Source organism: Clostridium sp. RTP31139st1_H3_RTP31139_211217 (genome assembly GCF_040227035.1).
GTDB lineage: Bacteria > Bacillota > Clostridia > Clostridiales > Clostridiaceae > Clostridium > Clostridium saudiense.
This window is the reverse complement of sequence record NZ_JBCOAB010000003.1, coordinates 127,583-148,053: the sequence shown is the minus strand read 5'-3', so window position 1 is coordinate 148,053 and position 20,471 is coordinate 127,583. Positions and strand designations below refer to the sequence as shown.

General features: G+C 26.1%; 19 protein-coding genes, 1 tRNA gene and 1 riboswitch. Of the genes, 15 read left to right on the top strand and 5 right to left on the bottom strand.

The genetic code is table 11. From position 1 onward, the window contains the following. Window positions 1–61 precede the first annotated feature (61 nt). From ABUA17_RS02700 to ABUA17_RS02675, 6 genes are all read left to right on the top strand, one after another. A complete protein-coding gene (locus tag ABUA17_RS02700; RefSeq protein WP_195952408.1) occupies window positions 62–1,231 on the top strand; it encodes a 3'-5' exonuclease in 1,170 nt (389 codons plus the stop codon). 153 nt (window positions 1,232–1,384) lie between these two features. Next, window positions 1,385–2,902: an oligosaccharide flippase family protein gene (locus ABUA17_RS02695; protein ID WP_195952409.1), complete on the top strand. Its 1,518-nt coding sequence runs from the start codon at window positions 1,385–1,387 to the stop codon at window positions 2,900–2,902. Between the two features lie 232 nt (window positions 2,903–3,134). Beyond that, window positions 3,135–4,226: a linear amide C-N hydrolase gene (locus ABUA17_RS02690; RefSeq protein ID WP_195952410.1), complete on the top strand. Its 1,092-nt coding sequence runs from the start codon at window positions 3,135–3,137 to the stop codon at window positions 4,224–4,226. Window positions 4,227–4,638: 412 nt separating this feature from the next. Beyond that, window positions 4,639–4,799: riboswitch (SAM riboswitch) on the top strand. Between the two features lie 244 nt (window positions 4,800–5,043). Next, window positions 5,044–6,795 carry a YeiH family protein gene (locus tag ABUA17_RS02685; protein WP_195952411.1) on the top strand — a complete coding sequence of 584 codons (1,752 nt, stop codon included), beginning with the start codon at window positions 5,044–5,046 and terminating at the stop codon, window positions 6,793–6,795. A gap of 25 nt (window positions 6,796–6,820) precedes the next feature. Beyond that, window positions 6,821–7,054 carry a hypothetical protein gene (locus ABUA17_RS02680; RefSeq protein ID WP_042397150.1) on the top strand — a complete coding sequence of 78 codons (234 nt, stop codon included), beginning with the start codon at window positions 6,821–6,823 and terminating at the stop codon, window positions 7,052–7,054. A gap of 328 nt (window positions 7,055–7,382) precedes the next feature. Further along, entirely contained in the window at window positions 7,383–8,375 is a 993-nt protein-coding gene (locus ABUA17_RS02675; protein ID WP_195952412.1) for a M28 family metallopeptidase, read from the top strand. 248 nt (window positions 8,376–8,623) lie between these two features. Here the strand turns inward: ABUA17_RS02675 and ABUA17_RS02670 are convergent, their stop codons facing one another. The 3 genes from ABUA17_RS02670 to ABUA17_RS02660 form a co-directional block, all read right to left on the bottom strand. Then, window positions 8,624–9,007, bottom strand: a complete 384-nt coding sequence (locus ABUA17_RS02670; RefSeq protein WP_195952413.1) for a hypothetical protein — start codon at window positions 9,005–9,007, stop codon at window positions 8,624–8,626. Window positions 9,008–9,071: 64 nt separating this feature from the next. Then, window positions 9,072–9,203, bottom strand: coding sequence for a hypothetical protein (locus tag ABUA17_RS02665; protein WP_278244472.1), 132 nt, complete (start codon window positions 9,201–9,203; stop codon window positions 9,072–9,074). Between the two features lie 73 nt (window positions 9,204–9,276). Continuing rightward, window positions 9,277–9,723 carry a GNAT family N-acetyltransferase gene (locus ABUA17_RS02660; protein WP_195952414.1) on the bottom strand — a complete coding sequence of 149 codons (447 nt, stop codon included), beginning with the start codon at window positions 9,721–9,723 and terminating at the stop codon, window positions 9,277–9,279. A gap of 336 nt (window positions 9,724–10,059) precedes the next feature. Here ABUA17_RS02660 and ABUA17_RS02655 point away from each other — a divergent pair, with 336 nt between their 5' ends. The 3 genes from ABUA17_RS02655 to ABUA17_RS02645 all read left to right on the top strand — a co-directional run bounded on the left by ABUA17_RS02655 (window position 10,060) and on the right by ABUA17_RS02645 (window position 12,763). Then, window positions 10,060–11,433, top strand: coding sequence for an MATE family efflux transporter (locus tag ABUA17_RS02655; RefSeq protein WP_243275928.1), 1,374 nt, complete (start codon window positions 10,060–10,062; stop codon window positions 11,431–11,433). A 300-nt stretch (window positions 11,434–11,733) separates the two neighbouring features. Then, a tRNA-Met gene (locus ABUA17_RS02650) sits at window positions 11,734–11,809 on the top strand. An 87-nt stretch (window positions 11,810–11,896) separates the two neighbouring features. Continuing rightward, window positions 11,897–12,763 (top strand): hypothetical protein, encoded by an 867-nt coding sequence (locus ABUA17_RS02645; RefSeq protein WP_349818030.1) that lies wholly within the window; start codon window positions 11,897–11,899, stop codon window positions 12,761–12,763. An 87-nt stretch (window positions 12,764–12,850) separates the two neighbouring features. Here the strand turns inward: ABUA17_RS02645 and ABUA17_RS02640 are convergent, their stop codons facing one another. Next, window positions 12,851–13,468 carry a hypothetical protein gene (locus ABUA17_RS02640; RefSeq protein ID WP_195952416.1) on the bottom strand — a complete coding sequence of 206 codons (618 nt, stop codon included), beginning with the start codon at window positions 13,466–13,468 and terminating at the stop codon, window positions 12,851–12,853. A 184-nt stretch (window positions 13,469–13,652) separates the two neighbouring features. Continuing rightward, window positions 13,653–14,354, bottom strand: a complete 702-nt coding sequence (locus ABUA17_RS02635) for a ferric reductase-like transmembrane domain-containing protein (protein WP_195952417.1) — start codon at window positions 14,352–14,354, stop codon at window positions 13,653–13,655. Between the two features lie 417 nt (window positions 14,355–14,771). On the opposite strand from ABUA17_RS02635, the gene ABUA17_RS02630 reads away from it, so the two are divergent. The 6 genes from ABUA17_RS02630 (at window position 14,772) to ABUA17_RS02605 (ending at window position 20,366) form a co-directional block, all read left to right on the top strand. Continuing rightward, the gene (locus tag ABUA17_RS02630) at window positions 14,772–16,424 is read left to right on the top strand and encodes an EAL domain-containing protein (RefSeq protein WP_195952418.1); all 1,653 of its coding nucleotides are present in this window, start codon (window positions 14,772–14,774) and stop codon (window positions 16,422–16,424) included. 215 nt (window positions 16,425–16,639) lie between these two features. After that, window positions 16,640–17,233, top strand: a complete 594-nt coding sequence (locus ABUA17_RS02625) for a GNAT family N-acetyltransferase (RefSeq protein ID WP_195952419.1) — start codon at window positions 16,640–16,642, stop codon at window positions 17,231–17,233. Between the two features lie 132 nt (window positions 17,234–17,365). Beyond that, complete coding sequence (locus ABUA17_RS02620; protein ID WP_055276035.1) at window positions 17,366–18,037, top strand: amino acid ABC transporter permease; 672 nt, start codon at window positions 17,366–17,368, stop codon at window positions 18,035–18,037. Then, on the top strand, window positions 18,006–18,683 hold the full coding sequence (locus tag ABUA17_RS02615) for an amino acid ABC transporter permease (protein ID WP_042397122.1): 678 nt from the start codon (window positions 18,006–18,008) through the stop codon (window positions 18,681–18,683). Before ABUA17_RS02620 ends, ABUA17_RS02615 begins: the two co-directional genes overlap by 32 nt. 1 nt (window position 18,684) lies before the next feature. Next, window positions 18,685–19,434 (top strand): amino acid ABC transporter ATP-binding protein, encoded by a 750-nt coding sequence (locus ABUA17_RS02610; protein ID WP_042397118.1) that lies wholly within the window; start codon window positions 18,685–18,687, stop codon window positions 19,432–19,434. A gap of 38 nt (window positions 19,435–19,472) precedes the next feature. After that, window positions 19,473–20,366 carry a cysteine ABC transporter substrate-binding protein gene (locus ABUA17_RS02605; RefSeq protein WP_195952420.1) on the top strand — a complete coding sequence of 298 codons (894 nt, stop codon included), beginning with the start codon at window positions 19,473–19,475 and terminating at the stop codon, window positions 20,364–20,366. Window positions 20,367–20,471 lie beyond the last annotated feature (105 nt).

Here is a 20,471-nt window from a genome sequence, read left to right as displayed (position 1 = left end):
TTTTTAATATATTTAAATTAATATAGTAATAAATTTATAAAATTAGAATAGAGGTACAAGTATGATAAATCCCAAAAGAGAGTGGAGAAAGTTTGAATCATTGGAAGAAAAAATAGAAGTTTTAAAAGAATTAAAACTAATTAGCCCTAAGGCAAATGAAGTTAAAACTTTATATTATAAAGGTGCATATACAGAAAATGCTGTAGAATGCGATGTTGTTGGAATAGTTGATAATAATGAAATAATATTAGATATAAATGGTGAATTACATAGCATACACCCAGATTACTTATTAGATATGCAGAAAAAAGAAAGATTCATAATTGTAGACATAGAAACACCAAGAAGCTTTAGTCCAGCTGATGGAATAAGAGAAGTTGCTGCAATAGTTGTAGAAGATTATAGAGTAATTGATAGCCTTCATTTAGCAATTATTAATGATGAAGAAAAATATAAAAATGGATATGGTGATGGCTTAGATGCAATTGAAGAAAATGAAGAGCTTAAGTCAAAATTCAAATCATTAATTAAGAAGTATAAGTGTCCTTTAGTAGCACATAATGCAAGTTTTGATAGAAACTTTTTAAGATATTGGGGCTGGGTTGAAGATAATCAAGAATTTTATTGTAGTATGAATACAATAAAGCAAAAAGAAATATTACCTTCATATAAGCTTGTTAATTTATTAGAACATTACAATATTAAAAAGGGACAGGCTCATAATGCATTACAGGATGTTTTAGATTTATTAGAGCTATTAAAAGTTATTAAGCCTGAAAGATGGTCAGCTTTAGGTACACCAACATCAGCATCAGTTGCAAAGAAAAGTAACAAGGATAGCAAGAGTAGTAATGAAGCTAATGGTGCTAAGCAAGCTAATGGTGCTAAGCAAGCTTCAGCTCCAACAGCAAATAGATTTAGAAAGTTTGCAAAGGATAAGGAGCAAGTTGCAGAAGAGAAAAAAATGATTGAGTTTGCTAAGGAAAACTTAATAAAGGATATATTTAATAAAAAGAAAATAGTCTTTACTGGTGATATGTCTAAAAGTAGAGCAGAAATGAGAGCAACAGCTATAAGATATGGAGCTGATTCACCAACTAGCATAAGTGGAAAAACTAATATGCTTGTAATTGGAGAAGGTGCTGGAAAGAGCAAGTTAGAAAAGGCTAAAACTCTAGGAATAGAAATAATTACTGAAAAAGAGTTTTGGGATATTATTAATAAAAATTAGTTTTATTTCTATGTAATGAAATTTAATTTAAAATATATACCAGAAAATATAATTATTAAATTATTATAAACTTTAAATTCATCAATTTAATATAAGTAATTTATTGTAAACACTTAACATATAGTAGCAATATAATAAGTTAAGAGGTACTGTATGGAAAATAAAACAAAGAATTTATTTATAAATGCAATATTATTATCAATTACAATGATGATAATGAGGAGTATAGGAGTTGTATTTAATGTATACATATCAAATGAAATTGGTACAGAGGGGATGGGATTGTACAAGCTTATTGGAACAGTGAGTATGATTGCAATAACTTTTGCAACTTCAGGAATAAGTTCAGCAGTAACAAGAATTGTAGCAGAAGAAATGTCAAAGCAAGAGTACAATAATGTAAAATATGTGGTGTTTAAAGCATCTACAATATGTGGAGTATTGGGAATAACAGCTTCTATTATATTATTTGCTTTTTCTAAAAATATAGCTTTAATATTTTTAAAAGACACAAGAGTAATACTTTCAATAAAAATATTTGCAATAAGCATTCCTTTTATTTCAATATCATCATGTTTAAAGGGATACTTTTATGCTGTTAGAGATATATTCATACCAATAACAACTCAGCTTGCTGAAAAGTTTATACAAATTACAGTAATAGTATTATTATTACATTCAGCTGTATCTATAAAATTAGAATATGGTTGTGCAGTTCTTGTATTAGGAAGTGTTATAAGTGATATTTTATCTTGTTTATATGTATTTATAGAATATAAGTTGGAAAAAAGGGAAATTAAGTATTTAAGTAATGTACAAGGAAATACAAAAGGGTTGATTAAAAGGTTATTTAAAATATCTATACCTATGGCTACTAGATCCTACCTAATGTCTGCATTTAGTACAGTGCAAATGATATTAATACCATTATCTCTTGTAAGGTTTGGAATGTCTGAAAGTGAAGCTATAAGTGCATTAGGTGGAGTTATGGGAATGGTTTTTCCCATAATTATGTTTCCAGCAACATTACTCATGTCTTTAGCTAGAGTTTTGATGCCAGAGATTTCTAGAGCTAAGGCTATTAATAATAAGGAAAGGTTAAATAGTGTAATTACTAGAAGTATTGGTTTTACAAGTATAATAGGTATTATATCTTTCTTTATATTTTTTACATTTTATAATCAATTATCTATATCAATTTATAACAGAGAAGATATAGGAACGTTTTTTAAAATGCTTTCTTTTATAATTCCATTTATGTATATTGATATGATTATGGGTGGTATTTTAAATGGATTAAATGAGCAAGTTAAAGTATTAGAATATCAAATTATGGAGTCTGTATTAAAGATTTTAGGTATATATTTTTTAGGGTCTATAAAAGGAATAGAAGGCTTAATTATAGCAATGTCTATATCAACTATTTTTAGTTTTACAGTAAGCTTTATTAGAGTAGTTAAGGTTACTGATATTAAAATAGATTTATTAAAGTGGGCATTCATGCCTATAATCTTTGGTTTAATATCAACTATATTTGGAAAATTAATATGGAATTTGCTAGCTTATAATACTTTATTAATTGGAGTAAACACAATAATAGTAATTAGTTGTGTTGGAATTGTTTATTTTATATTATTAAAAACTTTTAATTGCATAAAAATAAGAGATTAATTAAATGAATGTGTATAATACTATTTATTTTATTAAATAACAAAGAATATATTAATTGTTAGTATACAAATGATGTATTTTAAATGATGAATGTTTATTATATAGTTAATGAAGCAGCACTTATGATTAGATGATATAAGTGCTGCTTTAAAATTTGTAATTATAAAATAACAATATCAGCTGTTTATTACATATATTATTTATATAAAATAATAATTTAATGAGGTAATTCATGGACAATATCAATGAGGTATCAAATGCTATGAACGGTGGATGTAGTTCTATGAGTTGGACTACAGAAGATAATAAACATTTATGGGGAAGAAACTTCGATTTTAATTGTATTGCTGAAGAAAGTAAAATAATATATATTCCTAAAGGTAAGAGTTATTATGGATGTGGGACAAGAGTAGAAAATAACATAGTTGAAAAAACAAAAACTGTATCAAAGTATGCAGCTGTTGGAACAGGAATAAGGCTTATGCAATCTACACCAATTTTGTATGAAGGGGTTAATGAAAAAGGGGTAATGGGTGGACAGTTAGCTTATCGTTGCTTTGCTAAATATAATGATAAAAAAGCTAAGGGTACAATAGCTGTGCAGCCTCCATTTCTTGTTACATATCTTTTAACGAGATGTAAAAGTGTAGATGAAGTTGTTGATATGGTTGAAAATAAAATTACTTTAATGAATATACCTATACTTGGACAAGTACCACCAATTCATTGGATATTTTCAGATAAAACAGGTGAATCTGTTATTATTGAGCCAGATGAAAGCGGAGTAAGCATTTATCGCAATTCCATGGGAGTTATGACTAATAGTCCAAGTTATTCTTGGCATTGTTTAAATTTATTAAATTACTTTAATATTAGAAATTTAGATTATGACACTTTAGAGATTAATGGAGAAAAATTTAATAAGTGTTTCACTGGAGATGGTACAATGGGACTTCCAGGAGATTGTTCTTCTACATCAAGGTTTATTAGATTATCATTTTTGAAGAAGTATGCTGTTAAGGGGATAGATGAAGAGGAGGGTGTTAGTAATATTATTCATTTATTTAATAATGTTGCAGTGCCTCTTGGTTTAGTTGAATTATCAGAAAAAAATAATACAATTGTGTATGATGAATGTTTAGAACGTTATGAGTATACAATTTATACAGCTGTAATGTGTGCTGAATCATTGAGATTTTATTGGGTAACATATGAAAATCAAAGAGTTCAATGTATAGATTTAAATGATTTGTTAGATGTTGATGATTATGTTGAATATGATCTTAATAGGGAACCTGATTTTAAGTATATTACTAAGAAATAGATATAAATAATACATGATAAAGGATCTACGTCAAGGTAGAGCCTTTATTTTAATGAAGAGATTTATAAGTATGTTTCTAGAGTAACAGTTTTAAATACTAATGATCCTTTTGTAAAGGATATATCATTTTTAGAAAAAGTTCATAATGATATTAAACCTATATATAACATAAATGTAAATGGTGTAGAAATAAATTATGGAGTATTATTTGAGTGTATCAAATAATAATATAAAATGACCAGTATATATTTTTCTTGAGGGAAATGTATACTGGTTATTTTATTAAAGTATTTAATATATAAAAATAAATAATAATAAAACATCTAAAAGGGAAAAAATACAAAAAAAGTTATTGACATACATTTAAAAGAGGGTTATATTAAATAACAACAACATTAAAATTTAATAAATATTCTTATCAAGAGTGGTTGAGGGACTGGCCCTATGAAACCCAGCAACCTGTTAATAGTTAAAAGTTAGCAGTTAGAAGTTTATATAAAAACTACTAATTAAAAATTCAAAACTATCAACGTGGTGCTAATTCCTGCAGCTTTATTAGCTGAGCGATAAGAGAGTAAATTAATAGGTGATTTTGCATGCACTGGAGTTTATTCTCTGGTGCTTTTTATTTTGCAAAAAATTATACATGTATATAAATTAAATTCTTATTTTAGAGTAGAGGAGGGTGAAGATCTAAGGAAAAATTCCTATTTAAAAATCAGTAATAATTAATAGCGCTATTAAAATTTAAGGTATTTAAAATTGGGGAATTAAAAAAGAATATTAAATTTTAAATAAATCAATAGGGGGTTATTCAATGTCAACACAAAAAATATCTAGCAAAAAACATAATATTAAAAACTTATTAAAATTTGAGGACTATTGGGCTATTATATTGGGGTTTACAATATTACTATGTACATTATTAGTATTTTCAATAAATTATACTAAGAGTATAAAAGCAGATTTAAACACTTATAACAGTATTCTGGAGGTAGAAGGAGAAAAGGCTCCATTTAAAACTATAGAATGGTACGAAGCAAATGATGAAAAAAGTTCGCTGAAATTTACTAGTATACCTTTCATATCTCAAATAAGTGAACTTTTCTCTAAACCATATTCTTGGAATGATGATCCATTAAAATCTATTTATTTAAGTAAAGAAGAGGCTTCTAAACTATCAGCTGAAAATGAAGCCAAATATGAACAAGCTATAGCTAATACAAGTGATGCAAAAGAAATAGCACAAGAATCTCAAAATGCTGCTGCAGAAGCAAATTATGAAGATAAAGATTTAAATGCAAAAGCTGAAGAAGATATAAATACTTGGTATGAATTAAAAGGAATTGAGGCTTCAGCTAAATCTGATAGTATTGTTGAACCTTATAATTTAATACCTGAATTAATAATTTTAGGAATTGTTCTTTGTATATTATTTTCAATTGGAATTCATTTTATGGGGAAATCAGTTAAGGAGTTTGCTCTTGGTTTTCCAGTAGTTTTTATAGTTGCAGTACTAGCATATATACTTGCAGCTCAAGTGAATTTAAAGGCTTGGGGACTTGAGTATGTTGTATGGGCATTATTAATTGGCTTTTTAGTAAGTAATACTATAGGAACACCTAAGATTGTACTAAAGGCTTCAGAAACTGAATTTTTCATTAAAACAGGATTAGTTTTATTAGGTTCAACAGTTTTGATTAATAAGATGCTTTTAATTGGTATTCCAGGTATATTTGTTACTTGGTGTGTAACTCCAGTTGTATTAATAACAACTTATTGGTTTGGACAAAAAATACTTAAGATAGAATCAAAATCTTTAAATATAACTATTTCAGCTGATATGTCAGTAAGTGGTGTATCTGCTGCAATAGCTGCTGCAAGTGCAAGTAAAGCTAAAAAAGAAGAGTTAACATTAGCTGTTGGAATATCTATTTTGTTTACTTCATTGATGATGGTAATAATGCCTTTAATAATAAAAAAGTTAGGGTTAAATCCAGTATTAGCAGGAGCGTGGATAGGAGGAACTGTAGACTCAACAGGGGCAGTTGTTGCTGCGGGTGAATTGCTTGGACCAGTAGCTCGTGATGTTGCTTCAACTATAAAAATGATACAAAACATTTTGATAGGGGTTATGGCTTTTGGAGTTGCTACTTATTGGAGTTTAAAAGTTGAAAGAAATCCTAGTAGTGAAAAGAATATTTCGGCAAAAGTATTGTTTAAAGAGATTTGGGTTAATTTTCCGAAATTTGTATTAGGTTTTCTATTTGCATCTATTTTATTTTCAGTTATTTATTTTATTCTTGGTAGCGATGTTGCTAATGTGTTTATTGATAAAGGTATGGTTAAATCTATAATTAGTCCATTGCAAGGATGGTTATTTTGTTTAGCATTTGCCAGTATTGGGTTATCTACTAACTTTAGAGATTTGTTTAAGTATTTTAAAGGTGGAAAACCAATTATATTATATATTTGTGGACAAGCATTAAATATATTATTAACTTTCTTAGCTGCTTATTTAATGTTTAATGTTGTATTTACAGATATAACAGAAAAGCTTTTGAAATAGTTAAATAAATGGGGAGGTTTTTATTATGATCTCAAAAGGGAAAAGTAAATTTTTAAGATGGTGTTATTTTATCGTAGGAAGTGGTTTATTATATTTATTTGCATTTGTATTTTTACCATATGCCTCTAAGGGATTGGGATTTGAAAATGCTCATAATAAAATTATAGAGGAAAAGATTGAAGCAGGGGCTTGGTATTATATATTTGTTGAAAAGGCTGAGCCTAGTGCTAATAATATTAAAAATAAATTGAGGTATTAATTATATAGATTTGTTTTGAAATAATATTATTTATAATTACTATAGTATAGATAGTAGATAATATAAGTATAAAAAAATAAGGGATGTCTATAATGACATGACTTACCTATAGTAGACAGTTAAAATAATAAAATTTTATATCATTTTAACTGTCTACTTGATAGGGGCAGTTTAGTTTCATATATTTTTATTGCATATTATAATACACTTGTTAATAAATCTTCAAATTAAATTTTTATAAACAAATTATTTAATATAGATTAATATTTACATAATATGGATAATATAAATAGATATAATAGTTTATTTAAGGAGAAGAAAGAAAAATATGATTTATAAGAAAATACTATTAGTTTTATCTATTTCAATTATTTCATTATCATTAATAAGTTGTAGTAAAAATGATTTATCTATTGATGCTACAGAAAATTCAAAGTCAATTGAAAGTAATGATTTAAAAGAAGAAGAGAATGAAGAAACTGTATCAATAGATAAGCAAGAAGTAATCAATAAGTTATGTTCAGATGAATTTGAAGGTAGATGGATTGGAAGTGCAGGAAATGAGCTTGCTGAAGAATATATTAATGATTTATTTGGACAAATAGGATTAATTCCAATATTTAATGAAAGTTATAAGGAGGAATATACACAAGAAGTATATAAAAATTATGGATTGATTGCAGAAGATGACTATGGAGAAGTAAAGACGATTAATAATATTGTTGGGAAAATAGAAGGTAACTCTAATAATGCCGTAATAATTTCTGCCCATTTTGATCACATAGGAATACAAGATGGGAAAATAATAAGAGGAGCAATTGATAATGCATCAGGAGTATCCGTATTATTAGACTTAGCAGAAATTTTAAATAATAAATATTCAGTAAATGAACCAGCATTTGATATAATATTTTGTGCTTTTAATGGCGAAGAGTGCGGATTAACAGGAAGTGAAAAGTTTATTGAAGATATAAATGGAAAATATGATAATTTAATAAATATTAATATAGATTCTGTTGGATATAAAGATGGAGGGAAAGTAACTTTTTTAGATAGAAATACGGATACATCATTATATGAACCAATGAAAGAAGTTATAGAAAATAATGGGCTAGAAGTAGAGTTAAATACAGGCTTAAAAGGAACTGCTGATAGTGTTGAGTTTGACAGAGCAGGAATATCAGCAATATGTATAATTGATGAAAATGTAAAAGAGGTAATTCATACGGAAAATGATACACCTGAGTTAATAGATTATGATAGGTTAGATAAAGTAGTTAAATCAGTAGATGATTTTGTTAGTTCATTTAAATTTAATTAATATCTGTATAGTTAGATATAGAATTGTATTTACTATAATAAAGCGGATGTAATATATGATTTTATTTTAATTAGAAATTGAATTAGCAATTGTAGCTGTGGTTTTTATAAGTGTAGAGTATGTTTTAAAGAAAGGCTTTTATAAGAAAATAGATGACTAATGGGGTTGTTAATAATATTTTTGAATTGATCATAGAAAATAACGCATATTCAAAAATAGAATATGCGTTATTTTTAGTAAGTTATTATTTAAAATTGGTCTTCTATAATAGTATTCTTTTTAAAATAGAAAACTATTAGATAAAGAATTATGGATAATATAGTAGCTATAATATCATTAATATCAAAAGGGCTTTCTAGATATATGTCATGTATTATCTCTGATACTAAAGCTAATATAAAAATTATACTAGATGAAAAAATAGCTCTTTTAATTGTAAAGTTAAGCTTTTTAATATTAAGTGTAAATTCAGCCATCCAAATAAAGAACCATGTGGCAGATATATTTGGCATAATTCCTAATATAAAATTAATAATAGAATTATTAATTGATTGTTCTCTTAAAAATATTGTTATACTCCAAGTGATTATTCCAATAATTCCAAAAAAATAAGTTGTTGTTTTCTTGTTCATGATTCTCCTCTCATGTAGAAATTTTATCCTTCACTTTTAAGCATGATTTATTTCCCTTTTAATATTAATTATTTTTTCTTTCTCTATCAATTTCTTTAATTGCATCCTTTACTGCTTTCTTAATTGTAAAATATGCTACTAATGCAAATGCTCCAATAATTAACGTATATACAAATAATAATGCTAATAAGTCCATCTTTAAATTCCTACTATTACGTCAAGAATACTATATTACAATTATTCATAAGATCTATTTGATAAATTAAAACTTATCTAGTTAAATGAACTAAATATTCAGTAGTACCTTCTTCAAATTTTTTTTCACCAGTTAATTTGAATCCATGTTTTATATAAAAAGAAATTGCCTTTTCATTTTTTTCTAATGCCCAAAGATTATTAGCATCATAATCATTAATTACATATTCCATAAGTTCTTTTCCAATTCCTTTACTTTGAAAAAAAGTATCTACATATATTTTACAAATCTCTCTTTCTTTCATTTCAATAAATCCCTTTATTAAACCATCATCATAAACTAATATATTTTTTAATATTTCATCTTTTCCAAAATAATTATCAACCATAGTAACTACTTGTAATTCTCCAAAAGAAAAGCCATCATCTTTAAAAATTGGCCAATAATTCACTCTATTATTAAAAACATATATTTCTGATACTCTTGATAAATCTTTTTTTGTTGCTTTTCTAATATTCATTCTTCCTATCTCCTCAATAAATTCCCATTAATTATACAATAATATAATTTTGACAACTATTTAATAGAATATTAACATAAAATAGAAAATAACTCCATTATTTGTTTTAAATAGTAAATTTTTAATTCGATGTAGAAAAATTAAAAGTATGAGATATGAGGAATATGCTTTATAATTTTATATTTGGTATAATGATTATTAGTTGGTAAAATCAAGGATAATGAAAAATGATTAAATCATCAAAAAACTTAATATTATATTTATTTGTTTATAAACAAACTGTGTTTTACAAATAATATATAAAAGCAAAAGAATATGAAGGCGAGGGAAAATAAAATGAAGAATAATTTAGGTACACAGACAATAAATAAATTATTAAGAAATTTTGCAATTCCAAGTATAATAGCAATGCTTGTAAGTGCATTATACAATATAGTAGATCAATTTTTTATTGGAAGAAGTGTTGGAGAATTAGGGAATGCTGCAACTAACATAACATTTCCACTTACAACCTCATGTATTGCTTTAGCTTTATTATTAGGAATTGGAGCAGCATCAGCTTTTAATTTGACATTAGGTGAAGGAAAAAAGGAAAAGGCATTATATTATATAGGAAATTCTGCATTATTACTTTTTCTTTCAGGGGTAGTTTTATGTATTATAATTCAGATATTTTTGGAACCTATGCTTAGATTTTTTGGATCACCTGATAATGTATTAGTTTATGCTAAGAATTATACAAGAGTAACTGCAATAGGTTTTCCATTTTTAATATTTTCTACAGGTGGGGGACATTTAATTAGAGCAGATGGTAGTCCTAAATATAGCATGTTATGCAATTTATCTGGAGCCATAATTAATATAATTTTAGACCCTATATTTATATTTGGATTTAATATGGGAATGGTAGGAGCAGGATTAGCAACAATTATAGGACAAATTTTTGCTGCATTTTTAGTATTAAGATATTTATTAAAATATAAAACAGGTAAAATAGAAAAGAAGCATTTAATACCGAAGTGGAATTTTGTAAGTAAAATAATTTCATTAGGTGCAGCACCATGCTTTAATCAGCTTGCAATGATGATTGTACAAATTGTAATGAATAAGTCTTTAACATATTATGGCGCATTATCTGTATATGGAGAGTCAATACCACTTGCATGTGCAGGAATTATAACAAAGGTAAATCAAATTTATATGTCAATAGTAATTGGGCTTTCTCAAGGGTTACAGCCTATTGTAAGCTTTAACTATGGAGCTAAGCTATATGATAGAGTTAAAAAGGCATATACTACAGCTATATCTTATGGTTTAGGTGTATCAGTAGTAGCTTTTCTTGCATTTCAGTTTTTACCAAGGCAAATAGTATCTATATTTGGTTCAGGTTCTGAAGTTTATTATACTTTTGCAGTGAAGTATTTTAGGATATTTTTATTTTTTACATTTTTAAATTGTCTGCAACCTATATCATCTAATTTCTTTACTGCTATAGGAAAACCAAAGAAGGGTATATTTCTTTCTTTAACAAGACAGATTTTATTTTTGTTACCATTAATAGTTGTATTGCCTTTATTTATTGGAATTGATGGAATAATGTATTCTGGTCCTATTGCTGACTTTATTGCAGGAACTGTATCAATATTAATGATATATGTTGAGTTTAAGAATATAGGTACTAAGAGGGTTTCTCAAAAGAAGATTGTTTAATAATATTATTTTTATGAAATAGGGTTATCTATTATAAAGGTAGTAAAAGAAATGTTTAAAGTATTTCTTTTACTACCTTCAATCTTTGATAAACATTGTATGGAAGTAAACAACTTTATTTCTTGAAATAATAGATTGGAGCTCTAAATGATATTTAGTATTATCTGCTTGCATTTAAGACTCTAAGCTACCTCTTACACTTTAAAGCCATAATACAACATAATTCAACTTTGACTACAAATACTTATTAGATTATACTAAGGATACAAGTTAAGCAAGAGAGCTTACAAAACATAATATCGCGGGGTGGAGCAGTTGGCAGCTCGTTGGGCTCATAACCCAAAGGTCGTAGGTTCAAGTCCTGCCCCCGCAACCAAAAAATAAATCTTATATTTTTATAAGATTTATTTTTTTGTATAAATTATAAATAAAATTAAATTCAACTATGTAAGGAGATTAAGCTGTGAGAATAATACTAGAAAATAATCTATGTGAAAATAGACCATATATTAACCTAAAAAAACTATCACCAAAGACATCATTAAGAGTAGGTTCAATTGATGATCTTGGATTTAAAGGTACATATATAATAAATCAACATACACAAGCATTATCTAAAGATGAAAATTATACAGCAGAATATAGAAATGGAATTGAAAAAGTAACATTTTATACAGAAGATTTAAATGAAATGTTATTAGTTGATATAAATTACTCATTTAGAAGTGGTGATAGCTCTGCTAAATTTAAAGTATATTTGATTTTAAATAATATTAAATATGCATTACCATTTAATTATTTTGAAGATATTTATAGAAATTGTATGGATATATCATCAAAAGAACTAAATGGAACTGAAGAATTGTCTTACATAAAAAAAGCCTTTGATAATTTAAAAAAGGAAGAAATACCTGTAGATATAAACCTAAACTTAAAAAGGTTAGCAGAGTTTAAGGAAAGGGTAGATTATAAGAGAAATGTTGATTATTTTGTAATTAATAATATAGCTTCATCTATTTCAAAGTATGATATAAATAATAAAACTAATAAAATTAAAGTTACTGATAAAGTAAAGGTCTTAAGACATAATTATAAGACTAGACTTTATGAATTTGTAACTCCTAATGATAATAATATTGTATCTTTAAAAGAAACAGATATTATCTGTAATTTAGGAGATGAAAATAATTTTCCAACAGTTGATATATATACTGAATATGGTCTTGGAAAGATATTAGACATTAATAATAATGTTATTCCAACTAATAACACTTTATCATTATTTGCTAATTTATTAGATTTAAAATTAGATGGTTTATTTAGAAATTAAAATAAAAATGGGGCTGTATCAGATTGAATTTATTAATTCAATCTGATACAGCCCTGTTATTTGGCGTTTATTAAGATAAATGTAAATTTATAGATTATAAGTATATGAGCCATCACTATTAATTTTATAGAAGATTCCGTTATCATCAAAAAATTGAAATAGAGATTTATTATAAATATCAATATTATCTTTATAAGATTTCAAGTTAGCATTTAAAGCGCCGGAGTTATAAGAATCAGCGGTAGAAGAGTATAAAATTATATTAATACTATCTATGGTATTATTTAATATTTGAGTAGTTGCTATTGTTAAAGTACCATATTTAGAAGTAGTATAATCATCTAAATTATTACTTTGTAAAATAGTAAGTTTATTTTGTAGACTTGTTTTATAATCAGTTGAAAAATTATTGTTATTATATTCAGTAATAATTGTATTCATAATATCGTTAGACTCATGTACTATAGATGAGATTTCAACAATAAAATCTTGAGTTTTTTTGTTATGTTTAGCGATAGTGGGATAAAAGGTAAATCCACATATTATTAAAATTATAGAACCATAAAGTAAGATTTTTTTAAGCAAGTCACTAACTGTAAATATGTCATTCTTTTTGTGTCTATTAGGATCGAAAGTAATTTTATTAGTATTAGAATCAATCATTTTTCTTTCTACATAACTATAAATGGCATCATCATTTTTCAAAATAGTTCCCCCTTATTAGTAATAACTAGCATAATATTATCATATTTATGGATATTTTTAAATAATTTGTAATATAAATATGTTAAAAAATAGAGGAAAGTAAAAAGACATACATAGTAAGATCTAATTACTTTCCTCAAAATTTATTCTTATCCGCACATAGGTTTTTTGAATTTTTCAGATTTTAAGACAGTACTGCTAGTTTCTTATTTTTAGATAAAGCTTTATTAATTCTAAGTACAGCATATGTTAAATAAACAACACTATAAACTAAAACATTTATAATATATTTAGTATTACCAGTTTTAGCTATAGGCATCATTATAAGCATTATGTGAAAATAAGTTAATCCATAAAAAGCATAAGCAAATCTTTGAAGGTTTTTCCAAGATTTGTACTTCATTTTTTTCCTTATGTTAGGGAAAGATGTAATCATAAGTGGAAGCATAATTGCAATTAACATTAAACTAACTATTGCAGCTAAAAGCATATTAAATGACATTGATTTTGGGTTAGTAAATAACGCAACAAAGTGATATCTACCAAAAATTATATTATGAGCAAGAGTAAGAATACATGCAATTATTGATAATTCAGCTCTTATAGGAAATAAAAGCTTCATAAGCTTACTACCATTTTTTAATGCACCAGTATACATAACTACTATAAATAATGATGTTGCAAAAGCACTATTTGTAAATAGTGGTAATATATAAAATCTTATAAATTCAGGGATATTAGCAATAGCACCAGTATATGAAATTGTAATTAGTATTATAGATATTATAGTAGCTAAAATATAACAAAATTTAGAGTGCTTTTTTATAAAAGCATGTCCAACTCCTATTATTAAAATAGTAAAAGATAAAGAAATTAATAAATTCATATAGTTCTCCTTTATAAAAGTATTTTTTTATTAAATTAAGTATATCTTAAGTAAAGAGTTCAATCAATAATAATTTTCAATTGATATATATTTTCAAATAAAACTTATGGAGAAATCAAATATAGAATTAAATTGAAATTTCAATATTGATATTAATAATATTCATTAAAAAACGTTATTTATAAATAAGAATTTCTTTATGTTTTAAATGATTTAAGTTGCAAATGAAAGTTCATAATTAAGGTTATAAAATTGTAAATGATTAAAAAATAAAAATAAGATATAAAAATAGTCAAAAGGGTTGAAATAGAATATGATTTTAGTAAAATAATAAAAGTAAAGATTGCGAAACTTGTCGAAAGAATATTATAGAAGTGATAATAGTTAACAATATTATTAGTTGATTGGGTGATGAGAATGAATAAAAAAGGAATATTTATAATTGTTTCTATATTAATTATTATTTGTGGTATAAATTGTTTTTTTTATAAAGATACATATTTCATGTATATGAAGTCTAATTACAAAGAGAGAAAAATAAAGGTTGGATATTATTCATATTATCCCTATTATTATAAAGATAAAAAAGGGAATGTTCATGGATATTATCATGAATTATTAGATACTTTATGTTCTAATTTAAATATAGATTATGAATATGTAGATGTTAATATTAATACTGCAATAGAGATGTTAGAAAATGAAGAAATAGATATTTTAATGGGATTATATAATATACCAAATAAAAATTCTAAATTAATATATTCTGATAATCATATACAGTTTGATAATCGATACATATATATATATGGTGATATTAATGAAGTTAGATATGGAAATTTAAATTATTTAAATGGGAAAAAATTTACATATGCTGCTGGAGATATAAAAAGTGAATGGTTAATTCAACTGTTAAAGTATCATGGTATAAATGTTAAACCAGTAAAGGTTAAGACAAAGGATGAGTGTATAAAATTATTAGATTTAAAAGAAGTAGATGCACTATCTTCGAATAGAATTAATGAGGGGTTAGAAGCTTATAAAGAAACAATGAAGTATTATATAGGTGCTGTTTATATTGTTGGTAATGAGAAAAGTAAAGATGTCATAAAGTACTTTGATTTTTTCTTAAATAATAGTTTTACAAATAATAAAGTTGATAAACTTAGGTTTATATATAATAAATATTTTCGTAAAGATATAATTTTTAGGAATATTATATTAATTACTCTTTCAATAGTAACAATTTTGGGTATTATATATATGATAATATATCCATTTATAAAAAAAATAATTATAAAACAAAGAGTTACTAAAAATATGAAAGCTGGAAACTTTTTATTATATTATCAGCCAATAGTAGATCCTTTTAAAAATATTGAGGTAGGATTTGAAGGTTTATTAAGATTAAAAGATAAAAACAATAAAATATTAACTCCTTTTACTTTTATTAAAGATATAGAAAAAGGAGATATGTTTTATGAACTAACACTTTGGATATTAGAAAAAGCAATTTGTGATTATAAAATAATAAGTAATTATGAAAATTACAAAAATAAAAATTTTTATATATCTATTAATTTATCATTTAGGGAGCTTGAAAATACAGAGTTTATAAATAAAGCAATTAAATTAGCAAAGTATTATAATATTAAAAAGGGAAGTATTTCTCTTGAAATTGTAGAGAAAGTTTATGCTAGAGATTTAGAAAAAATACAAATAGCAATATCATTATTAAAAGAAAGTGGATATAAAATTACAATAGATGATTTTGGAGTAGAATATTCTAATCTTAGTATTTTAGAAGAAATAGATTTTGATAGTATTAAATTAGATAAATGTTTTGCAGATAATATTTCAATATCAAAAATTACTAATGAGGTAATAGCATTTATATCTAAAATAACCTTAATAACAGATAAGAGCCTTGTTATTGAGGGTGTTGAAGAAAAGTATCAAATTGAAGAAATTAAAAAAATAGTTAATAAAAATGTATATATACAGGGATATTATTATGCTAAACCTATGAATATTGAAAAGTTAAAAGGGTTTTCAATAACTTTAAAGTAAGCAGCCTTTATGTAAGGTTGCTTTTTATTTTAGATAATTATATACACTTAGTATTTATTTAAAGGACATTTGTACAAAATATAATAAAACTTAACAATAATTAAGGGTACATAAGTACATTTTTTTAGTACCACAAAGCCTTAAATACAAAATTAATTAAAAATATAATAATAATATAAATAATTTATATTATATTAAAAAAGAGAGGAATTTTTATGGAAAGTTTCACGTTAAGAGAAGCAACAAAAGGAGACTCGAAAACTATTGCAGAGCTGGTTTATAAAACAGAAGATGATCCTGAGCACGTCTGGGGTTATGGAAATAAGGATGAAATAATAAACAGAATAAAAATGTTAGTTGAATGCGAGGGTTCTAGGTATTCTTATAATAATGTGAAGGTGGCAGAAAAGGACGGAAAGGTTTGTGGAGCTATTATATTATTAAAAGGTAAAGACTTATCAAAGTTAGATCTAGCAACAAGTATAAAGTTAATTAAAAATATAAATGGAATAAAAAATAAGCTAAGATTTATTAAAGACCTTATTTTAGAGTTTAATTTTTTTGAATGTGAAGAAAATGAGCTTTATATTGCTAATTTAGCAACCTTTGAAGAGCATAGGGGAATGGGAATTGGAAAAGCTCTTATTAAATTGGCTGAAAATAATGCTAAGGAAGAAGGATATAAGATTTGCTCTTTACTAGCAAAGGATAAGAGTGTTAAAGGGTTTTATGAAAAGTTAGATTTTGTTTTTGAAATGGAAGAGCCTTATTATTCACATGTTTTATATAGAATGATAAAGGCTGTTTAAATATTAGGGTTTTATAATAAAATGTTATTTTTAAGATAAGAGGGAAAAACAGGTAAATGTGTAATAAGCATTTACCTGTTTTTTATATATATAGTATAGGTCAAATTTTATTATTGATTGGGGGGATAAAATATGGATATGAACTTTATACAAACTCACTATAAGTTATATGTAGAAGCTGGAATTTTAACTATAAAGATTGCAGCAATAGGAATACTATTATCATTAATTATAGGAATTATTTGTAGTTTAATTAAGACTATGAAAATACCAGTACTTAAAACAATAGTTTCGATATATATTGAATTATCAAGAAATACTCCGTTATTAATTCAGTTATTTTTCTTGTATTTTGGATTACCAAAGATAGGAATTGTCTTAAGTTCAGAAACTTGTGGAATTGTAGGACTAGCCTTTTTGGGGGGAAGTTATATGGCAGAAGCATTTAGATCAGGAATTGAAAATGTATCTGTAGTGCAACATGAATCAGCTTTAAGTTTAGGTATGACAAAATCACAAGTTTTTTGGCATATTACATTGCCACAGGCATTTGAAACTTCAGTTCCAGTTTTATGTGCAAATATTATTTTCTTAATAAAGGAAACTTCAGTGTTTAGTGCTGTTGCTTTAGCAGATTTAATGTTTGTAGCTAAGGATTTAATAGGTATTTATTATAAAACAGATGAAGCATTATTTATGTTAGTTATAGCATATTTAATTATCTTGCTTCCTATTTCTTTAATTTGTACATTCATAGAAAGGAGGGTTCGTTATGCAGGATTTGGGGATTCGAGTGCTATTTGAGGGTAGTAATTTCTTAAGGTTATGCCAAGGTATTTGGGTATCTTTAAAAATTGCTTTAATTTCAATGATTCTTTCAGTAGGACTTGGAATTTTAATGGGAATAATAATGACCAGTAAAAATAAGGTTATTCGGGCAATTTGTAGAGTATATCTTGAAATTGTAAGAATAATGCCACAGCTTGTTTTATTATTCTTAGTATATTTTGGTGCAGCAAAACACATAGGAGCTAATTTTTCTGGTGGAATTGCTGCAATAATAGTATTTACTTTTTGGGGCACAGCAGAAATGGGAGACTTAGTAAGGAGTGCACTTATTGCAGTACCAAAACATCAATATGAAAGTGGATTTGCACTTGCAATGACAAAAACACAGGTATTTATACATATTATAATACCTCAAACTATTAGAAGGTTAATTCCATCAGCAGTGAATTTATTAACAAGAATGATTAAAACAACTTCTTTAGTAGTACTTATAGGTGTAGTTGAAGTTGTTAAAGTTGGAAAGCAAATAATAGATGCAAATCGTTATACTACACCAGATGCAGCACTTTGGGTATATGGGACAATTTTTATAATGTATTTTATAATTTGTTTTCCATTTTCAAAGTTGTCTGAAGTATTAGAGAGGAGGCTAAGGGATTAAAATGGGTGATAAAATATTAGAAGTTGAAAATTTAACTAAGTCATATGATAAATCAAAATTAGTTTTAAATAATCTTTCATTTTCATTAGAAAAAGGTGAGGTTGTAGTAATAGTAGGGCCTTCTGGGTGTGGTAAAAGTACTTTTTTAAGGTGTTTAAATAAGCTAGAAGAAATAGATTCAGGGAAAATTGTTTTAAATGGAAAGGAAATATCATCTGATAATAATAAGGTTCATGAAATTCGTGAAAAGATAGGTATGGTATTTCAAAGTTATGAGTTATTTCCAAACATGAATATAATGAAAAACTTAATTTTAGCACCAACTTTAGTACAAAAAAGAAATAAGGAAGAGGTTAAAGCAGAAGCTGAAAAACTTTTAGAAAGAGTAGGACTTTTAGATAGAAAAAATGATTATCCAAGGCAATTATCTGGAGGACAAAAGCAAAGGGTAGCTATTGTTAGAGCTTTAATAATGCATCCACAAATATTATTATTAGATGAAATAACTGCAGCATTAGACCCAGAAATGGTAAGGGAAGTTCTTCAAGTTGTATTAGAGCTTGCAAAGGATGGAATGACAATGTTAATTGTAACACATGAAATGGAATTTGCTAGAGCAGTAGCTGATAGAGTTATCTTTTTAGATAGTGGGAAAATTGTTGAAGAAGGATCACCAGAAGAATTCTTTACCAATCCAAAAACTGATAGGGCTAAGCAATTTCTTAATACATTTAGTTATGAAAGTGTATAAAGAATTAAAATTAATAAATTTAAAGGGGGATTTTTATCATGAAAAAATTCTTAGGAGTACTTTTATCAATCATGCTAGTTATGGGGCTTTTAGTTGGATGTGGTTCTAGTACAAATGACTCAAGTAGTGCATCAAATGATGTGGGAAGTACTGACACAAGTGGAAGTGCTAAGGCAAGAACTTTAGATGAAATTAAAGAGGATGGAAAAATTAAAATAGGCGTGTTTAGTGACAAAAATCCATTTGGGTATGTTGATTCTAATGGAGATGTTCAAGGTTATGATGTAGAGTTTGCAAAAAGAATAGGTAAAGATTTATTAGGTAGTGAAGATGATGTAGAGTTTGTTTATGTTGAAGCAGCAAGCAGGGTTGAATATCTTAAGTCAGGTAAAGTTGATATAATATTAGCTAATTTTACAGTAACAGATGAACGTAAGGAAGCTGTTGATTTTGCACTTCCATATATGAAGGTTGCATTAGGTATAGTATCACCTGATAATGCATTAATTACTGATGTTGACCAATTAAAGGACAAGAAGCTAATTGTTGTTAAGGGAACAACTGCAGAAACATATTTCTCAGAAACTTATCCTGATTTGACTCTTGTTAAATATGATGAATATCAAGAAGCATATGATGCATTATTAGATGGAAGAGGAGATGCTTTTGCAACTGATAATACTGAAGCTTTAGCTTGGTCAAACCAAAATGAAGGCTTTACTACTGGTATAGAAAGCATAGGTAATATTGATACTATTGCACCAGCTGTACAAAAAGGAAATACAGAATTATTAAATTGGATTAATGATGAAATTAAAAGCTTAGCAGATGAAGAATTCTTCTTAAATGATTATAAAAAGACATTAGAACCTGTATATGGTGATGCTGTAAATCCTGAAGATATAGTAGTTGAAGGTGGAGAAGTAAATTAATATAAAGTTGATTGCGTAATGTAAAATTGCCTCTATGGAAAGTTTAACATTGTAGCTTTCTATAGGGGTAATTTTATGTTCAAATTGAAAAATTTGTAGAATGTA

Excerpts from the sequence above, each read along its gene's own strand:
- ABUA17_RS02700 (WP_195952408.1), top strand. The coding sequence starts at position 62 with ATGATAAATCCCAAAAGAGAGTGGAGAAAGTTTGAATCATTGGAAGAA.
- ABUA17_RS02695 (WP_195952409.1), top strand. The coding sequence starts at position 1,385 with ATGGAAAATAAAACAAAGAATTTATTTATAAATGCAATATTATTATCA.
- ABUA17_RS02690 (WP_195952410.1), top strand. The coding sequence starts at position 3,135 with ATGGACAATATCAATGAGGTATCAAATGCTATGAACGGTGGATGTAGT.
- ABUA17_RS02685 (WP_195952411.1), top strand. The coding sequence starts at position 5,044 with ATGTCAACACAAAAAATATCTAGCAAAAAACATAATATTAAAAACTTA.
- ABUA17_RS02680 (WP_042397150.1), top strand. The coding sequence starts at position 6,821 with ATGATCTCAAAAGGGAAAAGTAAATTTTTAAGATGGTGTTATTTTATC.
- ABUA17_RS02675 (WP_195952412.1), top strand. The coding sequence starts at position 7,383 with ATGATTTATAAGAAAATACTATTAGTTTTATCTATTTCAATTATTTCA.
- ABUA17_RS02670 (WP_195952413.1), bottom strand. The coding sequence starts at position 9,007 with ATGAACAAGAAAACAACAACTTATTTTTTTGGAATTATTGGAATAATC.
- ABUA17_RS02665 (WP_278244472.1), bottom strand. The coding sequence starts at position 9,203 with ATGGACTTATTAGCATTATTATTTGTATATACGTTAATTATTGGAGCA.
- ABUA17_RS02660 (WP_195952414.1), bottom strand. The coding sequence starts at position 9,723 with ATGAATATTAGAAAAGCAACAAAAAAAGATTTATCAAGAGTATCAGAA.
- ABUA17_RS02655 (WP_243275928.1), top strand. The coding sequence starts at position 10,060 with ATGAAGAATAATTTAGGTACACAGACAATAAATAAATTATTAAGAAAT.
- ABUA17_RS02635 (WP_195952417.1), bottom strand. The coding sequence starts at position 14,354 with ATGAATTTATTAATTTCTTTATCTTTTACTATTTTAATAATAGGAGTT.
- ABUA17_RS02630 (WP_195952418.1), top strand. The coding sequence starts at position 14,772 with ATGAATAAAAAAGGAATATTTATAATTGTTTCTATATTAATTATTATT.
- ABUA17_RS02625 (WP_195952419.1), top strand. The coding sequence starts at position 16,640 with ATGGAAAGTTTCACGTTAAGAGAAGCAACAAAAGGAGACTCGAAAACT.
- ABUA17_RS02620 (WP_055276035.1), top strand. The coding sequence starts at position 17,366 with ATGGATATGAACTTTATACAAACTCACTATAAGTTATATGTAGAAGCT.
- ABUA17_RS02615 (WP_042397122.1), top strand. The coding sequence starts at position 18,006 with ATGCAGGATTTGGGGATTCGAGTGCTATTTGAGGGTAGTAATTTCTTA.
- ABUA17_RS02610 (WP_042397118.1), top strand. The coding sequence starts at position 18,685 with ATGGGTGATAAAATATTAGAAGTTGAAAATTTAACTAAGTCATATGAT.
- ABUA17_RS02605 (WP_195952420.1), top strand. The coding sequence starts at position 19,473 with ATGAAAAAATTCTTAGGAGTACTTTTATCAATCATGCTAGTTATGGGG.